The sequence below is a fragment of the Phyllobacterium calauticae genome (genome assembly GCF_019991125.1).
Taxonomy (GTDB): domain Bacteria; phylum Pseudomonadota; class Alphaproteobacteria; order Rhizobiales; family Rhizobiaceae; genus Phyllobacterium; species Phyllobacterium calauticae.
Genome location: NZ_JAGENB010000002.1, coordinates 739,636 through 759,489 on the forward strand (window position 1 = coordinate 739,636; position 19,854 = coordinate 759,489).

At 59.6% G+C, this 19,854-nt stretch carries 20 protein-coding genes; 11 read left to right on the top strand and 9 right to left on the bottom strand.

Going from position 1 to position 19,854, the window contains the following annotated elements:
• Positions 1-8: 8 nt before the first annotated feature.
• Positions 9-227 carry a DUF1127 domain-containing protein gene (locus J1W56_RS09485; protein WP_223613034.1) on the top strand — a complete coding sequence of 73 codons (219 nt, stop codon included), beginning with the start codon at positions 9-11 and terminating at the stop codon, positions 225-227.
• A gap of 86 nt (positions 228-313) precedes the next feature.
• On the opposite strand, the gene J1W56_RS09490 is transcribed toward J1W56_RS09485, so the two are convergent.
• Positions 314-955, bottom strand: a complete 642-nt coding sequence (locus J1W56_RS09490) for a glutathione S-transferase family protein (RefSeq protein ID WP_223613035.1) — start codon at positions 953-955, stop codon at positions 314-316.
• A gap of 313 nt (positions 956-1,268) precedes the next feature.
• Between J1W56_RS09490 and J1W56_RS09495 the strand changes: the two genes are divergently transcribed.
• Positions 1,269-1,877, top strand: coding sequence for a PadR family transcriptional regulator (locus J1W56_RS09495; RefSeq protein WP_223613036.1), 609 nt, complete (start codon positions 1,269-1,271; stop codon positions 1,875-1,877).
• Positions 1,878-1,934: 57 nt separating this feature from the next.
• On the opposite strand, the gene ftsZ is transcribed toward J1W56_RS09495, so the two are convergent.
• Entirely contained in the window at positions 1,935-2,969 is a 1,035-nt protein-coding gene (gene ftsZ, locus J1W56_RS09500; protein ID WP_223613037.1) for a cell division protein FtsZ, read from the bottom strand.
• 307 nt (positions 2,970-3,276) lie between these two features.
• Between ftsZ and J1W56_RS09505 the strand changes: the two genes are divergently transcribed.
• The 4 genes from J1W56_RS09505 (at position 3,277) to sugE (ending at position 5,806) form a co-directional block, all read left to right on the top strand.
• Complete coding sequence (locus J1W56_RS09505) at positions 3,277-4,101, top strand: mechanosensitive ion channel family protein (protein ID WP_223613038.1); 825 nt, start codon at positions 3,277-3,279, stop codon at positions 4,099-4,101.
• Positions 4,102-4,174: 73 nt separating this feature from the next.
• Positions 4,175-4,489, top strand: coding sequence for a PepSY domain-containing protein (locus J1W56_RS09510; protein ID WP_223613039.1), 315 nt, complete (start codon positions 4,175-4,177; stop codon positions 4,487-4,489).
• A gap of 221 nt (positions 4,490-4,710) precedes the next feature.
• Positions 4,711-5,460 (top strand): F0F1 ATP synthase subunit A, encoded by a 750-nt coding sequence (locus tag J1W56_RS09515; RefSeq protein ID WP_223613040.1) that lies wholly within the window; start codon positions 4,711-4,713, stop codon positions 5,458-5,460.
• Between the two features lie 28 nt (positions 5,461-5,488).
• Entirely contained in the window at positions 5,489-5,806 is a 318-nt protein-coding gene (gene sugE / locus J1W56_RS09520) for a quaternary ammonium compound efflux SMR transporter SugE (RefSeq protein WP_223613041.1), read from the top strand.
• Between the two features lie 34 nt (positions 5,807-5,840).
• On the opposite strand, the gene J1W56_RS09525 is transcribed toward sugE, so the two are convergent.
• A complete protein-coding gene (locus J1W56_RS09525) occupies positions 5,841-6,773 on the bottom strand; it encodes a DMT family transporter (RefSeq protein ID WP_223613042.1) in 933 nt (310 codons plus the stop codon).
• A 63-nt stretch (positions 6,774-6,836) separates the two neighbouring features.
• Between J1W56_RS09525 and J1W56_RS09530 the strand changes: the two genes are divergently transcribed.
• The 3 genes from J1W56_RS09530 to J1W56_RS09540 all read left to right on the top strand — a co-directional run bounded on the left by J1W56_RS09530 (position 6,837) and on the right by J1W56_RS09540 (position 9,628).
• Positions 6,837-7,718 (top strand): LysR substrate-binding domain-containing protein, encoded by an 882-nt coding sequence (locus J1W56_RS09530; RefSeq protein WP_223613043.1) that lies wholly within the window; start codon positions 6,837-6,839, stop codon positions 7,716-7,718.
• A 72-nt stretch (positions 7,719-7,790) separates the two neighbouring features.
• Positions 7,791-8,633 (top strand): NAD(P)-dependent oxidoreductase, encoded by an 843-nt coding sequence (locus J1W56_RS09535; protein WP_223613044.1) that lies wholly within the window; start codon positions 7,791-7,793, stop codon positions 8,631-8,633.
• Between the two features lie 146 nt (positions 8,634-8,779).
• Entirely contained in the window at positions 8,780-9,628 is an 849-nt protein-coding gene (locus J1W56_RS09540; protein ID WP_223613045.1) for a universal stress protein, read from the top strand.
• 39 nt (positions 9,629-9,667) lie between these two features.
• On the opposite strand, the gene J1W56_RS09545 is transcribed toward J1W56_RS09540, so the two are convergent.
• The 5 genes from J1W56_RS09545 to J1W56_RS09565 form a co-directional block, all read right to left on the bottom strand.
• Positions 9,668-10,810, bottom strand: coding sequence for a PQQ-dependent sugar dehydrogenase (locus J1W56_RS09545; protein ID WP_223613046.1), 1,143 nt, complete (start codon positions 10,808-10,810; stop codon positions 9,668-9,670).
• A gap of 102 nt (positions 10,811-10,912) precedes the next feature.
• Complete coding sequence (locus J1W56_RS09550) at positions 10,913-11,323, bottom strand: DUF2147 domain-containing protein (RefSeq protein WP_223613047.1); 411 nt, start codon at positions 11,321-11,323, stop codon at positions 10,913-10,915.
• A gap of 194 nt (positions 11,324-11,517) precedes the next feature.
• On the bottom strand, positions 11,518-14,631 hold the full coding sequence (locus J1W56_RS09555; protein ID WP_223613048.1) for an efflux RND transporter permease subunit: 3,114 nt from the start codon (positions 14,629-14,631) through the stop codon (positions 11,518-11,520).
• Positions 14,628-15,869, bottom strand: a complete 1,242-nt coding sequence (locus J1W56_RS09560; protein WP_223613049.1) for an efflux RND transporter periplasmic adaptor subunit — start codon at positions 15,867-15,869, stop codon at positions 14,628-14,630. Before J1W56_RS09560 ends, J1W56_RS09555 begins: the two co-directional genes overlap by 4 nt.
• Positions 15,870-16,158: 289 nt before the next feature.
• Positions 16,159-16,860, bottom strand: a complete 702-nt coding sequence (locus tag J1W56_RS09565; RefSeq protein ID WP_223613050.1) for a response regulator transcription factor — start codon at positions 16,858-16,860, stop codon at positions 16,159-16,161.
• Between the two features lie 131 nt (positions 16,861-16,991).
• On the opposite strand from J1W56_RS09565, the gene J1W56_RS09570 reads away from it, so the two are divergent.
• Together J1W56_RS09570 and J1W56_RS09575 are read left to right on the top strand one after the other, a co-directional pair.
• Positions 16,992-17,675, top strand: coding sequence for a response regulator transcription factor (locus tag J1W56_RS09570; RefSeq protein WP_223613051.1), 684 nt, complete (start codon positions 16,992-16,994; stop codon positions 17,673-17,675).
• The gene (locus J1W56_RS09575; RefSeq protein WP_223613052.1) at positions 17,662-19,053 is read left to right on the top strand and encodes a sensor histidine kinase; all 1,392 of its coding nucleotides are present in this window, start codon (positions 17,662-17,664) and stop codon (positions 19,051-19,053) included. Before J1W56_RS09570 ends, J1W56_RS09575 begins: the two co-directional genes overlap by 14 nt.
• On the opposite strand, the gene J1W56_RS09580 is transcribed toward J1W56_RS09575, so the two are convergent.
• Positions 19,038-19,778: a polysaccharide deacetylase family protein gene (locus tag J1W56_RS09580; RefSeq protein WP_223613053.1), complete on the bottom strand. Its 741-nt coding sequence runs from the start codon at positions 19,776-19,778 to the stop codon at positions 19,038-19,040. The genes J1W56_RS09575 and J1W56_RS09580 overlap by 16 nt on opposite strands.
• Positions 19,779-19,854 lie beyond the last annotated feature (76 nt).

Consider the following 19,854-nt stretch of genomic DNA (forward strand, 5'->3'; position numbering starts at 1 on the left):
GATTTATCATGTCCCATATAGAGACGACTGGTCTACTACAACGGCATAGCGGCGGAGGGTTTGCGGCATTCGTCAAAACCGCTGCGATGGCTATCTGGAACATCTATCTGCGTTATCGCGGAGAACGGGCGGGCGATCCGAGGGTCAGCAAGCTCAGCGATCATCTGCTCGACGATATCGGGATAACGCGGGAGCAAGCCCGGGAAATTGATCGCCGTCGCCGCTGATTGGGCCGTAGCCTCATGGGCCCGCCGGTTATCGACACGCGGTACACCGCCCGTGCGAATCCCTTCCATGGATTCACGACTTGGCTCTACAACGTCGGTGATCGCTCCGCCCAAGCTTTGGTCGCTTGGCAGATATCCATCGCTCGGGCGTATGCGGGACGTGCCGTCGTGCGGGCGAGATAGGCACGCTCGACTGAACCCGGGGTATAGTTGCTGGTTCGCAGACCAAGCAAGAGAGCGTAGCTCACTGAAATGTCAGCAGCGGTAAACTGGTCGCCGGCGAGAAACGGGCGATCTGCGAGACGCCGGATGACCAATCCCAGCCGACTATGAAAGGTCTCCAGTGCCCAGCTTGTGACCCGGGCATTTCGCTCTGCTTCGGGCGCGAGCGCACGACCAACGAAGACGGCATTCATTGGCCCAGCGAGCCCAGCCTCTCCCAAATGGAGGAACTGCAGATACGCGGCGAAAGCCGGATCATCCGGGGCGACGGCGAGCGGGCTCGGGCCGTGGCGGGCGAGCAGGTATTCGAGGATCGCGATCGATTCGACCATGGTCGTCTCGCCGTCCTGTAGCGCCGGGATAAAGCCGGCGGGGTTGATGGCAAGAAAATCGGGATCATTCCCGACAGTGAGCAGATCGACCGGGCGCAACCGATACGCCACTCCCAATTCCTCGAGCAGCCAAACGATACGGAACCCACGACCTTCGCCATAGACAGTGAGCATACTTGAGCGTCCTTACGTTGGCTTAAGCGCTTCATTCGCAGGAGCGAGATTTCCGCATATACTGCTATCGCCCGGCCGCGATATGCGCAAGGCTCGTCACATACGCGGCATCATGCAGCGCCGGTCCTCCGTTCACGGCCTAGCCTGTTTTCGCGGTTTCCAGGCCATTTTGCCGGTTCGCACTGCAATTTTTTCCTCAGCACAATCATACGCGTAGCTCTTCCGACGGAGCAAACACCCGATGCATATTGAAGTTTGTATTTACAGATAGACTCAAAAGATATATCGTTTGTGCATGAAAGGAGAATTTGCAATGTTTGGAAATTGTCATCACGAACGGCACGAACGCGATGAGCGTTTTGTCATATACGGCATGGGACGCGGCTTTGGCCGCCACGGCGGCGGTCATGATGGCCCCGGCGGCGGCGGACGTTTCGGCCGCAGGGGCGGCGGAGGCAGGGTGTTCGCATCGGGCGACCTGCGTCTGGTTCTGCTGGCGCTGGTCGCCGAGCGGCCGCGCCATGGCTATGAGTTGATCAAGGACATCGAAGAGTTGTTCGGCGGCGCCTATGCGCCGAGCCCCGGTTCTGTCTATCCGTCCCTGACTTTCCTCGAGGAAATCGGGCAGGTAACGGCAGCGGCGAGCGAAGGCTCGAAAAAGCTCTATACCATCACGGAGGAGGGGCTTGCCTATCTCGCCGAGAACAAGAACCTGGTGGATGCGGTCCGCACGCGGATGGGCATGGTTGCCCGTTCCATGGCCGGACAGCGCGCACCGGAGGCCATTGCCCACGCGATGGACACGCTGCGCACCGCGCTCCACCTGCACAGTCACGGCTGGGATGCGGAAGAGGCGGACCGGGTTCGCAAGATACTCGAGCAGGCAGCGCTGGATATAGAATCAGGCAAGAAAAAAGACTGATGTCTAAACCCATGCGGCGCCGGAAGCGGCGCCGCTTGGGAGTTCATGCAAGGGAATTCAGGCCTGGCGTCTGGTCATCGACAGGACGGAGCCGGGTGTGCCTGCATCAGACAGTGCGGCAGCGCGGGCAACATCGATGCCGGTTGCAACCACTGATACCCGGAATACGCCTTCCAGCGCATCGTCAAACGTCGCGCCGAGAATGATGTTGGCCTGATCGTCGACTTCTTCGCGGATACGGGTTGCGGCTTCATCGACCTCGAACAGGGTCATGTCGCGTCCGCCGGAAATCGATACCAGGACGCCCTTGGCACCCTTCATCGATTCCACATCGAGAAGCGGATTGGCGATTGCAGCTTCGGCGGCTGCCTGTGCGCGGCCTTCGCCGGTGCCTTCGCCCGTACCCATCATGGCGCGGCCCATGTCGCGCATAACCGAGCGCACGTCGGCAAAATCCAGATTGATCAGGCCTTCGCGGACCATCAGATCCGTGATGCAGGCAACACCGGAATAGAGAACGCGGTCGGCCGTGGCAAAGGCATCGGCAAAGGTCGTGGACGCGTTGGCGACGCGGAAAAGGTTCTGGTTGGGGATGACGATCAGCGTATCGGCGCTGTCGCGCAGTTCTTCCAGACCTTCTTCAGCCATGCGCATCCGGCGTGTGCCTTCAAACGAGAATGGCTTTGTCACGACGCCAACCGTCAGGATGCCGGCCGAGCGGGCTGCGCGGGCAATGACCGGCGCTGCGCCGGTTCCGGTGCCGCCGCCCATGCCTGCCGTCACGAAGCACATGTGCGTGCCGGCAAGATGATCCATGATTTCGTCGATGCTTTCTTCCGCGGCAGCCCGTCCGATTTCCGGATGCGAGCCTGCGCCAAGCCCCTGCGTCACATTGGCGCCGAGCTGGATCAGCCGGCTTGCCTTGGACATGGCCAGTGCCTGGGCATCCGTATTGGCCACAATGAACTGCGTGCCCTGCAGGTTTTCACGGATCATGTTGTTAACCGCATTGCCGCCGCCGCCGCCGACACCGAACACGGTGATATTCGGCTTCATCTCGGAAATTTCCGGCTTCTTGAGGTTAATTGACATCGTGCAATCCTTATTCCCGGCCGATCGTCTGTATCGGCGTGCAGGTACGTAATGTTATGACGGAGCTCACTCGGAGAATCAAAGCCTCTCCGTACCCCAATGTCCGGCAAAGAATCAGACAGCGGGTTTCGGCGCAAGCCCTGAAATGGCATATCGCCCGGATGGGTTGTCAAAAGTATGTCCGGAACGACGGGCGAAAGGACATCGCGGATGCAATGTCCTTGAGATTGACGCAATAGTTCACGAAGGAACCATCCCGACACTCTGATGTTTCCCACCCACAGTTTCTGATCAGGAGAATTGGCCTATGGAACTTGATCCCCAAAACGCTGTCACCGCCATACAGACCGGTATTCACCAGGCAAGCGCGCTTGTTGTCACCTATTCGTTCTCGGTCCTTGGCGCCATATTGCTGCTGGTGATCGGCTACATCGTTGCCGGACTGGTGGAACGCTGGCTTTATGCCGGATTGGGGAAGGTCGGCGGCTTCGACCTGACACTGCGCCGCTTCTTTTCAAAAATTGCCCGCTATGCGGTTCTGGGACTGGTGGCGGTCATGGTGCTCGGCCAGTTCGGCATTCAGACCGCGTCGGTCATTGCCGCCATCGGCGCTGTCGGCCTGGCCATCGGCCTTGCCCTGCAGGGGACCCTGCAGAATATCGCGGCCGGCATCATGCTCCTGGCCTTGCGGCCGCTGCGTATCGGGGAATATGTCGAAGTCGGCAGCATTTCCGGCACGGTAGAGGAAATCGGGCTGTTTGCCACGCGCTTGCGGGCTGCGGACGGCGTCTATGTCCTCGCGCCCAATTCAACCCTTTGGACCCAGCCCGTCAAAAACTACACGCGCAACGGTGTCCGCCGCAATGACATTACACTCGGGGCCGATCATGGCGAGGATATCGACCGGATGCGCAAGAGCCTGATGGCGCTGACCGCCAACGACAAACGCATTTTGCGGGATCCGGCCCCGCAGGTCTTCGCCTCGGATCTCACGGATGAATCCATGGCCATCACCCTGCGATACTGGACATCGGCCAGCGATTTCGCCGCGGTGAAAGCCGATTTGACCATGGGAACGGGAGAACTGTTCTACGACAAGAAGCCGGCAGATCAGCAAGCCGCAGGCATTTGAACGGAACAACATCCCTCGCTTGGCGTTTCCCTTGGTGAGCATGCATTTTAACAATGTTCTTTGGGAGGCTATCATGTTTAAACATTTTGCTATTGCAGCCATTGCGGCGGTGACAGTCCTGTCGGCGGCCCCGTCTTTCGCGCAATCACTCGAAATCGGGCCGGGCGGTGTGCGCCTTGTCGAACCGGGTGCCGAGCGGCCCATGCGGCGCGGCATGGATATCAGCGAGCGTGAAGCAGTGCGGATCGCCCGCGCCGAAGGTTTGCGCAACGTGGATAATATTGACCGGACGAGGTCCCGTTTCATCGTGGAGGGGACAGACCGGCGCGGCAATGATGTTCGCGTCAGCGTCGACCGGCGCACGGGCGAAGTGATTTCCGTCGACTAACCGGCCCTTCGATCTGCATCTGACGATTTGTTGACTTGAATTGCTGCCGGTTGGCGGCTAGGACAGCCATGCACAGGACGACCTGTGTCATGGTTGCGCATGGGGACGGCCCCGTTATCTCGATTGAAGGAGATGATGGTGTCCCACACCGGACTGAATTTTTCCTATTTGACTGTCGCCGTTCCAGCCAGCTCTCATCGTCAGACCGGGCGAGGTCTGTAATGGCTGGCCCTATCGAACAATTCGAAATCAAGCCGCTCGTCCGCCTGACCGAGATCGCGGGCCATGAGATCAGCTTCACCAACTCGGCCGCCTATATGGTTCTGACCGTTGCTGTTTCCAGTGCGTTCCTGATGATTTCCACACGCAAACGCAGGCTCAATCCGGGGCGTCTGCAGTTCACGGCGGAGATGCTGTACGAGTTCGTCGCCGGCCTGCTGCGGCAGAACGCGGGTGAACTGGGGATGCGGTTCTTTCCGTTTGTCTTCTCGCTGTTCATGTTCATCCTCGTGGCAAACCTGATCGGCATGTTTCCGTATGCCTTTACGGTGACCAGCCAGATCATTGTCACCTTTGCCCTGGCAATTCTCGTTTTCCTCACGGTCACCATTTACGGCTTCCGGCGGCACGGCTTGAAATTCCTGCGGCTGTTCATGCCGTCTGGCGTGCCGGTTGTCCTCGCACCGGTGATTATCCCCATCGAGATCATTTCCTACCTGTCACGCCCGCTCAGTCATTCGGTGCGCCTGTTTGCGGTGATGCTGGCAGGACACATCACCCTGAAAGTGTTTTCCGGCTTTGTGGCTGATCTGGTTGATGCGGGCGGCGTCGGGCTTCTGGCCGCCGTTCTGCCGCTGGCCATGGCCGTCGCTCTGACCGGTCTTGAACTGCTGATGTCCTTCATCCAGGCCTACGTCTTCGCCATGCTCACATGCATGTATCTGAACGACGCGCTTCATCCCGGCCACTGAAACCAACACCCCTGTGAAAGGAACGATCATGGCATGGATCTATCTTGCCCTTGCTGGCCTGTTTGAGGTGATTTGGGCTTCCACAATGAAACAGTCCGATGGTTTCACACGGCTTGTGCCGAGTGTTATCACCATCGTCACGATGATCATCAGCTTCGGCTTGCTCGCCGTGGCGATGAAATCCCTGCCGCTCGGCACCGCCTATGCCATCTGGACGGGTATCGGAGCGGTTGGCGCATTCCTCGTCGGCATATTCTTCCTCGGCGAAGCGGTCACGCTTTTCCGGCTTGCAAGCGTCGGCTTCATCGTTGCGGGACTGATTGGTCTGAAACTATCGACGCTGTAGGCAATGTTGCGAAACCCGGCGCAGATGAGCACGATCACGATTTTGCGGTATCGGTCGCCGGTGTTTCGGCGCGGACGTCAACCGGTGTCTGCACAGTCTTGCCGCGCATGTTCACGATCACAACCCCGGCCAGGATGAGCATGCCGCCGAGGACCGTACCCATTTTCGGCGGTTCGCCGGCAATGAGCCAGGCGATCAGCATGGCGATGGGGGCAATGAGGTAGAGAAAGTTTCCGGCCCGGGCGACGCCAAACGTGCCGAGCGCATAGGCCCAGCAAACCAGGCCGATTGCGGTGGGAAAAATGCCGAGGAAGCCGATCCAGCCTCGCACGGCAAGCGATGCATTGCCGGTTTGCGCTATGGCCTGCGACAGCCATGGCGAAAGCGCGAGCGCAGCTGATATAAACATGATGGCCGCCACATGCAGGGCACCATAGCGCGAAACTAGCTGGCGCTGCACCGTGAAGCCCGTTGCCGAGCACAACGCAGCGCCAAGTACAAAGGCGGCACCTGAGTTCAGGGTCAGCCCGCCAGCCTGTGCGCTGGCTATCAAGCCAATGCCGATAATGCACAACAGGGTTCCGCCCCAGGCAATGGGCGGGAACCGCTCCTTCAGGAGCACGACGGCGAATGTCGCCATCCAGAGCGATTCAGTCTTGATGAGGAAACTTGCCGCGCCCGCCGCTACGGTTTGCTGTCCGATATTCAGGAGGACGCTGTAACCGGCGCCGCCCACAATGCCACAGCCGGCACAGAGCAGGAGATGAGGCAGCGGCATGCGGGCAGGGCGCTTCCAGACCAGCCATATCGCCGCCAGCAGTGCGGCGATGGCATAGCGGATCGATGCGAGTGGCAAGGGCTCCAGTTGTGTGAGCGCAAGCTTGATTGCGGGAAAAGCTGTCGCCCAGACGAGAATGGTCGTGGAGATAGCCAGGATCGGTAAAAGTGCGGGGCGGGGTGAGGTCATGGGGAGACTGTAAAACACGTTCCAGACTTGACATAGAGTGCTGATATGGCGTGAGCTGTGAGTATGAAGCACAGCTCAGATCTTCCGTCCTTCGACGCCATACAGGCGGTTCTATCGTCCAATCGCACCGGCTCGTTCTCCAGCGCCGCCGATGAACTCGATTTGACGCATGGAGCTATCAGCAGGCGCGTCGCCATTGTCGAGGCATGGGCCGGGACGGCATTGTTCGAACGGCATGGGCGCGGGGTTCGCCTGACGATTGAAGGGCAACGGCTTGTGCGGTTGTTCGAGCAGGCGCTTGACCTGATCGATAGCGGGGCCGCCGAATGGCGGGAGAACCGCCAGCCTGAAACCGTCAGGATCAGTGTCCTGCCGTCCTTTGCGCGGCTGTGGATTTTGCCGAACCTTGTCAAACTGGAAGGCTCTCCACCCGATCTGCGGATCGAACTGGAGCTTGACCGCCGGTATGCGCCGCTCGGCGAGGTCGACGTGGCGATACGCTATGGCCGTGGTGACTGGAGCGATGGTGTGGCCATGCCGCTCTTCGACGAAGTCCTCCTTCCCGTCGCGTCGCCCGAACTGGCCCTCGTCTTGGGACATGAACCTGAGCCGGGCGATATTCTCCGCCATCCCCTTATCCACGATGCTTATCCCGATGCGTGGCGTATCTGGCTGGCCGAGCGCGGGCACCGGTATCGCCCGCGTCCGCAGGATCGCCGCTATCCGGACTATGATCTGGGTTTGCATGCGGCGGCTGCGGGAAGCGGTGTGGCGCTCCTGCGCGCGCCCTATGGCGAGATATTTGTCCAAAACGGCAGCCTTGTGCCGATTTCCAGCGCTCCGGTAGCCAGCCAATTGAAATTCCATGCCATCACGGAACGGGGGAGCCAACGGCGTGCCGTCCGCACATTGCTGGAACGCATCCGATGGCTTTCGGCGTCTTGATTGCGCCGTTGACAATCGAACGGCGCTTGGCGAGGCTTGGTCAGAGTGTTCAGATCAAGCGAGGACGAACCCATGCCGACAACCATCGCCATCATCGGAGCCGGAGCCATGGGCAGCGCCGTCGGGCAACGCCTGATACAGGGCGGAGCCCGCGTCCTTTCCTTCACCGAAGGGCGAAGCCAGCGGACACTGGACCGCGTCCGGGCGGCGGGCATTGAACCGGCGGCCATCGCCGATATCGCAGCGGCCGACCTGATATTTTCCATTGTTCCACCGGCGGAGGCGGTCGGCGTCGCGCACGGGTTCGCACCGGTTTTGTCTGCAGCGGGTGCCAAAGGCACCTTCATCGATTTCAACGCGATCAATCCGCATTCGATGCGCGAAGTCGGATCAGTTCTGTCCGGGACAGGGTGGGATATACTCGATGGCGCCATTATCGGCCTGCCGCCGAAACCCGATAATGCAGGACCGAAATTCTATGTGAGCGGCGGTGACGATGGGATTGTCAACCGTCTCAAGGCGCTCGGCCTGCGGACGCACCGCGTCGACGGTTCGATCGGTGCAGCCTCCGCCCTGAAGATGGTCTATGCCGGCATCAACAAGGGACTGGTCGGGCTTGGAACGACCATGCTGCTGGCCGCAGCCGGATCGGGTTCCGCGGCAAGCCTGCACGCCGAGATGGCGGAAAGCATGCCGGAGCTTCTCGCCCGTTTTCAACACTCAATACCCGATATGTATCCTAAGGCCTATCGATGGGTTGCCGAGATGGAAGAGATTGCCGAATTCCTTGGGCCTGACGAGCCCGGCGCGGCGCTTTTCCAGGCCATGGCTGAGGTTTTTGCCAGGATCGCCGGTGATCAGAACGGCGATGGACGTCTCGTTTCAACGCTGGATGGTGTGCTTGCCGGGAAGTAAGCCGCAAGGCGGATGACACCCGACGGACAGGTGGTCAAGCATTTCAACCATATCGACAATTTAACACGCCGCACGCCCCATGATGGGTGACAAACGGAAATCCCGATACCATATCTTGAGAAGGACATGGTTCAAGGAGTATTCCGATGCTTTCCGTGTGGCGTGATATCGTCGTTTTCCTGGATGCCTCTCTCCCCGGTGAGAAAGTTGGTGCGCACGCGGCGCGCCTCGCCAAGAAGCATGGGGCTTATCTCGTCGGTGTTTACGGTTTGACGCGGGCCGCCTACGGCTCGGCATCCGAAAATTTTGCGCGTGGGTCGGAAGCAATCCGACAGGTGATCGTTCGCCAAAGAAGCGCTGACGAGAACAAACTGATCAGGTCGGGCCGGCACTTCGCCCGGATAACCGAAGCCGAGGGCATCGGTTCCGAATTTCGTGTTGCATGGCAGGACAGGCTTGATGACCAGAACATGGTCCGCGGCCTGAATGCGGACCTCATCGTTGCCGCGCAACCGCCGCTGGGTGATCTTCCGATGAGCTGGTCGGCCGAACAATTGCTTCTTGCAACGGGAATTCCTGTTCTGGTTGTTCCGCGGGAGTGGGATGGAGGGACTATCGGTGACAAGGTGGTCATTGCCTGGAATGGCAGCCGGGAGGCGCGCCGGGCGGTTTACGATGCCATGCCGTTTATCGTGACGGCAAAGCAGGTCACGATACTGGTCATCGAAAACGGTCGCGCTGCGGCCGATTACAATCATGAGCCGGGCGCGGATCTCCTGAGCCATCTGGCAAGGCACGATGTGTCAGCAACCGTTCTCGTCGTTTCGTCAAATGAACCGGTTGCCCACACGATTGTACGGGAAGCCCGTGGGGTAGGGGCAAATCTGCTGGTCATCGGCGCCTATAGTCACCCCCGCTCCACCGAAATCCTGTTTGGCGGCGTGACGCGATCGCTGTTGTCCAACACCGAACTGCCGATGCTCATATCGCGGTGAGCATTGCGTCAAAGCAACGGCGTTGAAGATGCCATTCTCCTATTTCGGCGTCAGCCGCAGCAGGCGGCCGTTGCTTTCGTCTTCGATCAGCCAAAGCGCGCCGTCCGGTGCCACGGCGACATCGCGGATGCGATGGCCAAGCACCCATCGGTCCGCTTCCCTGGCGCCGCCATTCGCGTCGAAGCTGATCCGCACGAAGCCCTTCTCGACCAATCCGCCGATAAAGGCCGAGCCTTTCCATTGCGGGAAGAGGTCGCCCTGATAAAATGCAAGACCGGCGGGAGCGATGACCGGCGTCCAGTAGACAAGAGGAGCTTCGAATTCCGGGCGGGTATCATGGCGCGGGATGGGTGTCCCATTGTAATTATCGCCGTTGGAGACGATCGGCCAGCCGTAATTCCGTCCCGGCTTCAGGAGGTTGAGTTCATCGCCGCCCTTCGGACCCATTTCATCCAGCCAGAGCCTGCCCTTGGCATCAAAGGCAAGGCCGTAGGGGTTGCGATGCCCCAGGGTCCAGATCTGTGCTCTGATACCGCCTTGCTTGGCCCAGGGATTGTCGGGAGGGGTCGATCCGTCGAGATTGAGCCGCAGCACTTTCCCCAGCGCCTGATCGGGGTCTTGGGCGGTGTCTGGCCGCATGCGATCCCCCGATGTGAGGAACAGGTGCCGACCGTCAGGGGAGAATGCGATGATTCCGCCGGGCTGGCCGCCGCTGCCCTTCGGCATCTGCCGCCAGATGACTTCCAGCCCCTTCAATGCGGCGGTCTTTCCGGCCAGCGACAGTTCGGCGCGGGCGAGGGCGAGACTGCTGCCGCCAGCCCCCGGTTCCACATAAGTCAGGTAAATGACGGGTTTCTTTGCGAAATCCGGCGCGACCGCCACGTCGAGCAAGCCGTTCTGGCCGCTGTAGGCCACGTTGGGAACGCCGCTTATCTCCGTCTTGCTTCCCTCGCGGGTAACCAGAAAAAGCCGGCCGGGCTTTTCCGTAACAAGCATGCGGCTATCGGGGAGGAAGGCTATGGCCCACGGCGTATCAAAACGTGCAGCGGTCGTTACCGTGAAAGGGGTGGTGGTGCTCGGCGCATTCCTGCCCGCATTGACGGATGGGGCAGCCCATGCAATCGAGCTTGAACCGGCAATGCCAAGGATTGCAAGGACGACAGCTACAGCACGACGACTCATGAAAGCCCTCCAGTGAATGCCGGTTAATGCCTCACGTTGCACATAGGTGTGCTGTCGGCGGCATGCAAGCGCTGGCCAGCGGATAGAGGTTGGCGGTGTGACTCAGTCGGCGCGGCGCCAGACCGAGACCTTGCAGATCAATCCGCCAAGGACGCAGCCGGACAGTTCTATGCCCTGATCCGAAACCTTTGCCTTTCCCGTATAGGTCTGGCCATTTTCGGTGTTGTAGAGGGTTCCGGAATAGGTTCCTTCGCCGTTTGGCTTCAACGTTACAGCCTGAATGCCGACAACAGGCCGGTTGCGCTTGGACGCATCGGGATTTTTCACATCGTTGACGGGCGCGCTCATCCAGACGACCGTGCCGCAAATCCCGGCGCCGCAGTCGCTGAGCCGAACCTTCGTGCGGCCGGTATCATTGACGTAGGTTCCGGCGATATCCTGTGTCTCGGCGACGGACTGGCCAGTCAGCGCCGCAAGAAAAAGACACGAGAAAATAGCGTTTCGCACAGTCATCAATGGGTATCTCCTGGCCATCACGGACCGTTGGGTTTGCAAGCCGGTTAACAACCGTATCCTGCGCACCCTTACAGGACAAGTATGGCATTCCTGTGCACACAGGGCGCGCGGCCGCCGCCACGAGGAGAACAAAAACAATCAGGCGTGCTCTGTGGTCATCCCAAGAGCATCACCTGAAAATATATTCTGTATCAATGGGTTAGAACTGTTCCTTTGCTGGGAAGCATATCAGGCGTTGTATCGTCCAGCGCATAATCCTTTTTGCCCGAACCGCCGAGCGCCAGATATATGACCGGCGTCGTAAAGAGCGTGAGGATCTGCGAGACGACAAGTCCGCCGACGATGGCAATGCCAAGCGGCGTGCGCAGTTCCGCGCCGGGGCCTGTGCCGAGCGCCAGGGGCAATGCCCCGAGAAGGGCGGCCATGGTCGTCATCATGATCGGCCGGAAGCGCAGCAGGCAGGCCTGGTGGATCGCCTCGGCCGGGGCCAGACCCTGTTGGCGCTCGGCTTCCAGGGCAAAGTCGATCATCATGATCGCATTCTTCTTCACGATTCCGATCAGGAGAATGATGCCGATCATCCCGACGATGGACAGGTCCTGGCCGAACAGCAGCAGGGCCAGCAAGGCGCCGAGACCGGCCGAGGGCAGGGTGGATATGATCGTCAGAGGATGAATGGCACTTTCATAGAGAACGCCGAGCACGATGTAGACTGCTATGACCGCCGCCAGGATGAGCCATGGCTGGGTGCTCAGGGAACTTTGGAAGGCCTGCGCCGTACCCTGGAACGTGCCGGTGACGGTGATGGGGAGCCCCGCCTTCAACTCCGCGGTGTGGATGGCCGTCACCGCGTCGCCGAGGGCTATGTTGGGCTTCAGATTGAAGGAGAGTGTCGTTGCGGGCATCGACCCCTGGTGATTGATCGTCACCGGCGACACGGTTGTTTTCACGGATGCCAGCAGGCTCAGCGGAACGAGCTGGTTCAGCGTCGACGAGCGCACGAACAGATGATTGAGTGCATCGGTGGACAGGCTGTAGCGCGGGTCGACCTCGAGCACGATGTGGTTCTGGCTGACCTGCGTGAACTGGGTTGCGACCTGACGTTGTCCGAATGCATCGTAGAGCGTGTCATCGATGGCCTGAACACTCACGCCGAGACGCGATGCGGTGGCACGGTCGATGTTCAGTGTTGCGCTCGTGGCTTCGTTCTGCTTGTCGGAGATCACGTCCTGGACCTCGGGCAATGAACCGAGGGCCTTGGACATGACGGCGGCCCATTTGGTCAGTTCGTCCGTATCCTGAGCCTGAAGCGTGTACTGGTATTGCGATGCCGATGAGCGGCCGCCGACCTGAATATCCTGACGTATCCGCATGCCAAGGGTCAGCCCCTCCATGCCCGCGACGGCTTTCTTCAGGCGCGCTATGACCGCCTGGGCGGTGCTGCGCTGGCCGAATGGCTTCAGATTGATCTGGACCTGTCCCACGGCGGTGGAGGGGCTGGGGTTGATCCAGTAGGCCACGTTGTCGACGGCCGGATCACGCATGATGATGTCGCCAAGGTTCTGCATTTTGACAGACATGGCATCGAAGGAAATATCTGTTGCGGCCTGTGCCTGCGCCTGGATGAAACCCGTATCCTGTTCGGGCAGGAACCCCTTGGGAACGATGACATAGAGCCACACCGTCAAAACGAGGGTGATGCAGGTGACGACGAGCGTGATGCTGCGATGCCGGAGAACGAAATCCAGTCCGCGGCCATAGGCGCGCGTGATCGAATTGAACAGTCGCTCGGACCAGTTGAAGATGCGCCCGTGCGATGTGTGTTTCTCGTCGCGGATCAGCCATGCGCACAACATCGGTGTGACGGTCAGGGATATCAGGCCGGACATCAGGATCGCGACGCTGACGGTAACGGCAAATTCGCGGAACAGGCGCCCGACAATGCCGCCCATGAGCAGGATGGGGATGAAAACGGCGACAAGCGATATGGTCATCGAGATGATCGTGAAATTGACTTCACGCGCGCCTTCGATGGCAGCCTGCAGCTTGGATTTTCCGTTTTCGAGGTGGCGCACAATGTTTTCGATGACGACGATGGCATCGTCCACGACAAAGCCGACGGCAATTGTCAGTCCCATCAGCGACAGATTATCCAGACTGTAGCCGAGAAGGTACATGACACAAAACGTGCCGAGCAGCGACAGTGGGATCGTTATGCTCGGAATGAGCGTGGCCCAAAAGTTTCGCAGAAACGAAAAGATGACCATGACGACGAGCGCGACGGTGATCAGCATCGTGATCTGCACGTCGAACACCGATGCGTCGATGATCTGCGTGCGGTCGCCGACGACTGACAGTTTGACGCCAGCTGGAAGCCCGGCTTCCAGTGCGGGCAACCTGGCCTTTATGTTGCTGATGGTTTCGAGAATGTTCGATCCGGCCATTTTGTGAACGTCGATCATGACCGAGCGTTTCGTCTGCAGCCACGCAGCCTGCTTGTTGTCTTCAGGCCCCGCGATCACCTTGCCTACATCCTTGAGATAGATCGGAGCGCCGTTGCGGTAGGCGATGATGGTGTTGCGGTAGGTCGGAACATCGACGATCTGGTCCGTGGCGTCGAGGACGGTGGTGCGGCCGTCGCCGCTGATCGAGCCTTTGGGTGTATTCACTGTCTGGCTGCCAACGATGCTGCGGACATCCTCCAGGGTGAGCCCGCGTGCGGCCAGCCTGTCCGGGTCGATCTGAATGCGCACGGAAGGACGCTGCGGTCCGTGAAAATCCACGAGCCCCACACCGTTCATCTGCGATACCTGCTGCGCAACGATATCTTCGGCGTAGTGGTCGAGTTCGGTGAGCGGAAGGCGGTCGGAGGTCAAGGCCAGCGTCAGCACCGTGGCTTCGGCGGGGTTGGATTTATGATAGGTGGGAGGGCTTGGCAGGCTCTTGGGCAGGCTGCCAGCCGCCGCGCCGATGGCCGCCTGGATATCCTGCGCCGCGGCGTTGATGTCCCGCGACAGATCAAATTCAATGGTGATGTTGGTTCGGCCCGAAGAACTGGTCGAGGTCATCTGATTGACCCCGGAAACATTGGAGAGCTGGTTTTCCAGCGGTGTGGCGACCGATGTTGCCATGGTGTTGGCACTGGCGCCGGGAAGGGTGGCTTCCACCTGAATGGTTGGAAAGTCCACCTGAGGCAGCGAGGCGACGGGAAGCATGAAGTAGGCGACCGCGCCAAGAAGCATCATTCCCAGTGCAAGCAGGCATGTTCCCACGCGGCGGCGGATGAATACCTCGGAGATGCTCATGGCTTGGTCTCCGCTGCGCTTGCAACATTCGGCTTGGCGTTCTTTGCCGAAATCGAAGCGCCGTCGCTCAGGCGGGATTGTCCGCTGACGACGATGTCCTGTTCCGGCCCGAGACCGGATTTCAAGGCGGTAAATCCGCCCGCAGTCACACCCGCTTCGACGGAAACGGTCGCCACCTTGTTATCGGGCTTCACAACGAAGACGTATGGTCCGCTCTGCCCGTTCAGGATCGCCGAGGCGGGAGCGGCGATAACGTTGCGGTCCGTTCGTGTCACCACCCGCGCCGTCACCAGCTCGCCGGGCCACAGGCTCAGGTTTTCATTGGGAAACGTGGCCTTCAGCTTGATCATGCCGGTATTCTGGTCCACCTGGCTGTCAATGGCGGTGATCTTGCCGTCAGCAAGATGCTGCCGTCCGTCACGGCTGTCGACGGCGACCGTCAGCTCGCCGCTGTTCTGGCTGGCCAGGAGATCGGGAAGGTCGTCCTGCTGCAGTGAGAACTGGACTGCAATCGGTTTCATCTTGGTGATGGTCACCAGACCCGCGGCGTCCGATACATGAAGCATCGAGCCTTCGTCGACCAGCTTCAGGCCGGTGCGGCCGCTCACCGGTGCAGTGATCGTCGCAAATTCCAGATTGAGCTTGGCGGCATCGATGGCGGCCTGATCGCCGGCAATCGTTGCTTCCAGAATAGCCACCTGACCTTTGGCAGTATCGGCGATCTGGACTGCACCATAGCCCGAACTCGATAGCTTGGACGCGCGGTCATAATCGGCCTTTGCAACAATCAGCTGGGCGCTGTCCTTGGCCAGTGTGGATTGGGCACGGGCGAGTTCGGCTTCATAAGGGCGCGGATCAATCCGGGCCAGGACGTCGCCGGCTTTGACATCCTGACCTTCCTGAACGGCCAGATTGAGCAGTTGGCCATCGACCTTGGTTCGCACCGTCACGGTGGACAGCGCTGTCACGGTGCCGAGGGCGGAACGCTCAATCGATAGATCGCGAATGTCGGTTTTCCCGGTGGTGACGGGGATAGCAGTCGGCGCGGAAGCTGATTTTACCGGGTGACCGTTCAGAGACGACCAATAGTGCTGTCCGGCGAAACCGGCTGCGGCCAGCACGACAAGGCCGCCGATCACAAAAAACCGGCGGCGGCTGCGGCCACCCGGCTTCGGCTCGGCGGGGTCGTTCAGATGACCATCGTCCTGACGGAATTCATTGGGGCCGCGGTTCAGCATGGGCACGCACCAAGATGGGCAACGGCGCAATCAACCGACAGCGAGCGTGCCGCGTGAGGAACACATGACGGCCCATGGGGTCGTTTTCGGCCAACGTGCCCGATAGGCCAGAACCGGCGGGGGTTCTGTACAGAAACAACAGCGTCTAATTCCATCTTTGGCACCACCGAGGCAAGAAAATGCGGCAATCAATTTTGCTGCTGCCCCGATAATGGATGCCTGGTCATGCTCTCGACTTCGCGCGAACATGAAATGTATTTTAGAAAGTGCGCGCCGGGCCCGTGCGAGGTCAATCGCCGCCGAGCGTACGGTCTTCCGGCATCCGCCCGATGAGATATCCGGCACCGGCGATGGTATGCAGAATGGACTCTTCGAAACCGGCGTTCAGCTTCTTCCGCAACCGGTGAATATGCATGTCGACGATGTTGCCCTTCGGCTCGAAATCATAGTCCCACGCCGCCTCGAGCAGCATGGACCGGGTGACGACCGCATTGGCATGCTGCATGAGCGTGCGCAGAAGAAGAAATTCGCGGTTCTGCAGGTCAATGGGGGAACCGGCGCGCGCGGCCTGCCGCTTCTTCACGTCCAGCGTCAAATCCCCGACGCTCAGTATATCGGCCCCAGCGGTCCGGTCGTTTCGTCGCTGCAATGCCTGGACGCGGGCAAGAATTTCCGAAAATGCATAGGGCTTGCCGAGATAGTCATCGCAACCGCTGCGCAATCCCTCAATCCTGTCCTTGGCGGTGGCGATGCCGCTGAGCATCAGCACTGGCAGGTTGATCTTCAGCCGGCGCAGTTCCGCAACGACGGCCAGGCCGTCCAGGCCCGGAAGGATGCGGTCGATGATGGCTACGTCGTAAATCCCCTCCATTGCAAGGGTCAGCCCGAGTTCACCGCCCGCAGCATGATCGGCCACGTGGCCGCTTTCGTTCAGGCCGCGCGTCAGGAAGCGCGCCGTCTTTTTGTCATCTTCGACGATCAGTATTCGCATGGATGACGTTTCCATTTATAAAATGCATTTAATGTTTTGGCGAAGTCGCATCAGGGTCGCACCAATTATGGTGTATAGCAAAGGCCCGCCTCTCAGATTCAATCTCAATTGGGCGTTTTCATGGAGGTGACGTGTCGACAATTCTTGTAATCGAGGATGATGTCCGGACAGCGTCCGAAATCGAAGCTGCGCTGATCGACAATGGCTGTGCTGTCAAAATAGCAGCCGATGGCCGAGCGGGGCTGCTCGAAGCCGTGACGGGCAAATATGATGCCATCGTTCTTGACCGCATGCTGCCGGGAGAACTGGATGGGCTGGGCGTCCTGTCGACCCTGAGAGCTGCCGGCATCCACACGCCGGTGCTGATCCTGAGTGCGCTTTCCGCCGTGGACGAGCGGGTCAGGGGATTGAAGGCAGGGGGCGATGACTACCTGACCAAGCCGTTCGAATTTCTGGAGTTGACGGCACGCATCGACGTGCTGGCACGGCGGCGGTCGGTCGCCATGCCGGAAACGTCGCTTCGCGCCGGTGATCTGGAAGCCGATCTCCTGACCCATACCGTGAAGCGGGCCGGAAAACTCATCGATCTCCTGCCACGAGAGTACCGGTTGCTGGAATACATGATGCGCCATGCGGGCCAGATCGTGACCCGTACAATGCTGTTTGAAGAAGTCTGGCACTATCGTTATGACGAGCCGACGAATGTCATCGACGTCCATGTCAGCAAGCTTCGCAAGAAGATCGAAGCCACCGGAGCAGCGACGGTGATCAGAACAGTCCGCGGCTCGGGATATGTGCTTGATGCGCCTGATTGAACTCGTACACACAACAAGTTTCCGGCTGGCTATCGCTTTTCTGGTTCTCTTCGCTGTCGCGTCAGGGGCGCTGTTTGCCTTTCTTTCATGGGAAACCCGCGACTTTCTGACAGACCGCACCGATGAGTGGCTGCTGCGGGAAGTCAACACCTTTTCCCCGCTTGACGATCAGGCCATCACGTTGCGATTGGCGACGCGGGAATCCGTGAACGCCGTCAAGGAACGCCCGATTTCCTTGTTCGATCCGCACGGTGTGCTTCTTGCAGGCAGCCCGATGACTTTGCCTGCAGCGGATAAGACCAAACCAGATCCCCACAATTTCGCGACATTGAGGGCTGGCAAACGTGCGCATTTCCGCGGGGTTATGAGGTCATTGCCATCCGGCAACACGCTTCTCATTGCGCAGGATGTCGGGGAGCTGCGCGAATTCAATGATGTCCTCACCAACGCCATGATCCTGGGCGCTGCCGTGACGGCGGCCCTGGGCTTGCTCGGTGCGGCGTTTATCGGTGCCGGTTCCGTCAGGCAGATCCACACGATTTCAGACGCGACCCGCAACATCATGAGCGGAGATCTGACACAGCGGCTGCCCGCCCTGGGTGGCAGCGGCGATGTGCGCCGGCTGGTGAAGGTCGTCAATTCGATGCTGGATGAGATCGAGCGGCTGATGCACGAAGTGAAAGGGGTTTGTGACAATATCGCGCACGATATGCGGACCCCGCTGACGCGCATGCTGGCGGGACTTGAGCGTGCCCGCCGCAGGGCGGTTACGGCGGATGAATATGCCGAATATGTCGATGGCGCGATTGTGGAAACGCAATCAATGTTGAAGACGTTCAGCGCGCTCCTGCGTATTTCGGAGATTGAAGACGGTGCGCGCCGGGCAGGGTTTGTGCCGGTGGATATGAAAACCGTTGTATCGGATGCGGTGGACCTGTACGAGCCGCTTGCCGAGGAGCGCGGGGTCGAACTGTCCGTTGATTTCGGTACGGTTCCCCTCAGCATTCTCGGCGACCCAAGCCTGCTGTTTGAAGCCGTGGGCAATCTTGTCGACAACGCCATCAAATTCACGCCGCGTGGCGGTGCCGTCAAAGTCACCCTCGACGGACATCTGAAACGGCCACGGCTTTCAGTGGGAGACACCGGCCCCGGCATTCCCCCACAGGAAAAGGAACTGGTGCTGCAGCGGTTTCACCGGGGTGAAAGAAGCCGCCATGAACCGGGCAACGGGCTTGGCTTGAGCCTCGTGTCGGCGATCGCGCGCCTGCATGGCATCGACTTGAGCCTTGGGGAGCAGAAAACCGGCTGCAACGTGATACTGGAGTTCAACAGCCATGAGCAGGGGCGCACGCCGGGGCAGGCTCAGCCGGCGTCATAATCCTTGATCCGGCCAAAGGTATAACCCCGGGCCTTCAGTCCTGTAATCAGCGCTTTCAGATTGTCCGCACCGTTGAACGTGTCCTGAAACATCTCGTCATGCATCAGAAGTATCAGCTTGTTGGGCTGGGCCAGTTTGCCGAAGCCGAAGAGATGATCGATTTCACCGAGCAAATGATCGACGGTCTGGACAGGTTTGCCGCTGTTCTCATGGACCCATTCATGGTCCCAACCGTAGAGAAAATAACCGCTCGCCGCGACAAATTCGAAGTCCGGTTCTTCACGCCGGTCTTCCGGCTTGCCAATCGATAAATCGTCCGATGACAGGTCGGGAAGGCGGAAGACGTTGCGTCCCGGCAGGCGCGCATGGATTGGGTTGCCGGTCAGCCCCAGCGACGTGTTGGCGCGCGCCAGGTCGGCCAGCAACTCCTCAACGGAGGAATAGAAAAGGCGGTAGTGATTGTTCGCATGGGTGTAGCTGTGGTTGCCCACCGTGATGAAGGGTATCGACTTGGCCTTTGTCACCAATGCTGCCCGCTCGCTGCTCGCGTCGGCATGCAAGCCCACCATGAACATCGTGGCCGGAACGTTTTGCGCTTGAATGACGTCCAGGATGTTCGACGTTCCCTCAAGCGGGCCATCATCGAAGGTAAGGTATATCGTTCGTTGTGCGAAAGCAGCGGACGAGAATATGCATAGGATCAGGCACAGAAATACGGTCCGCATGGGTTTCTCTGAAACGGCACAAAGTACAATGTGATTGCTTTCAGCAATTGGTACACGGATTTGTTTCATGCGGGGC

What these genes read in the sequence shown, in the direction of transcription:
- J1W56_RS09555 (WP_223613048.1), bottom strand. Translation starts at nt 14,631, where the DNA reads ATGAGCATCTCCGAGGTATTCATCCGCCGCCGCGTGGGAACATGCCTG.
- J1W56_RS09485 (WP_223613034.1), top strand. Translation starts at nt 9, where the DNA reads ATGTCCCATATAGAGACGACTGGTCTACTACAACGGCATAGCGGCGGA.
- J1W56_RS09550 (WP_223613047.1), bottom strand. Translation starts at nt 11,323, where the DNA reads ATGACTGTGCGAAACGCTATTTTCTCGTGTCTTTTTCTTGCGGCGCTG.
- J1W56_RS09510 (WP_223613039.1), top strand. Translation starts at nt 4,175, where the DNA reads ATGTTTAAACATTTTGCTATTGCAGCCATTGCGGCGGTGACAGTCCTG.
- sugE (WP_223613041.1), top strand. Translation starts at nt 5,489, where the DNA reads ATGGCATGGATCTATCTTGCCCTTGCTGGCCTGTTTGAGGTGATTTGG.
- J1W56_RS09545 (WP_223613046.1), bottom strand. Translation starts at nt 10,810, where the DNA reads ATGAGTCGTCGTGCTGTAGCTGTCGTCCTTGCAATCCTTGGCATTGCC.
- J1W56_RS09580 (WP_223613053.1), bottom strand. Translation starts at nt 19,778, where the DNA reads ATGCGGACCGTATTTCTGTGCCTGATCCTATGCATATTCTCGTCCGCT.
- J1W56_RS09560 (WP_223613049.1), bottom strand. Translation starts at nt 15,869, where the DNA reads ATGCTGAACCGCGGCCCCAATGAATTCCGTCAGGACGATGGTCATCTG.
- J1W56_RS09505 (WP_223613038.1), top strand. Translation starts at nt 3,277, where the DNA reads ATGGAACTTGATCCCCAAAACGCTGTCACCGCCATACAGACCGGTATT.
- J1W56_RS09495 (WP_223613036.1), top strand. Translation starts at nt 1,269, where the DNA reads ATGTTTGGAAATTGTCATCACGAACGGCACGAACGCGATGAGCGTTTT.
- J1W56_RS09535 (WP_223613044.1), top strand. Translation starts at nt 7,791, where the DNA reads ATGCCGACAACCATCGCCATCATCGGAGCCGGAGCCATGGGCAGCGCC.
- J1W56_RS09540 (WP_223613045.1), top strand. Translation starts at nt 8,780, where the DNA reads ATGCTTTCCGTGTGGCGTGATATCGTCGTTTTCCTGGATGCCTCTCTC.
- J1W56_RS09565 (WP_223613050.1), bottom strand. Translation starts at nt 16,860, where the DNA reads ATGCGAATACTGATCGTCGAAGATGACAAAAAGACGGCGCGCTTCCTG.
- J1W56_RS09490 (WP_223613035.1), bottom strand. Translation starts at nt 955, where the DNA reads ATGCTCACTGTCTATGGCGAAGGTCGTGGGTTCCGTATCGTTTGGCTG.
- ftsZ (WP_223613037.1), bottom strand. Translation starts at nt 2,969, where the DNA reads ATGTCAATTAACCTCAAGAAGCCGGAAATTTCCGAGATGAAGCCGAAT.
- J1W56_RS09525 (WP_223613042.1), bottom strand. Translation starts at nt 6,773, where the DNA reads ATGACCTCACCCCGCCCCGCACTTTTACCGATCCTGGCTATCTCCACG.
- J1W56_RS09575 (WP_223613052.1), top strand. Translation starts at nt 17,662, where the DNA reads ATGCGCCTGATTGAACTCGTACACACAACAAGTTTCCGGCTGGCTATC.
- J1W56_RS09515 (WP_223613040.1), top strand. Translation starts at nt 4,711, where the DNA reads ATGGCTGGCCCTATCGAACAATTCGAAATCAAGCCGCTCGTCCGCCTG.
- J1W56_RS09530 (WP_223613043.1), top strand. Translation starts at nt 6,837, where the DNA reads ATGAAGCACAGCTCAGATCTTCCGTCCTTCGACGCCATACAGGCGGTT.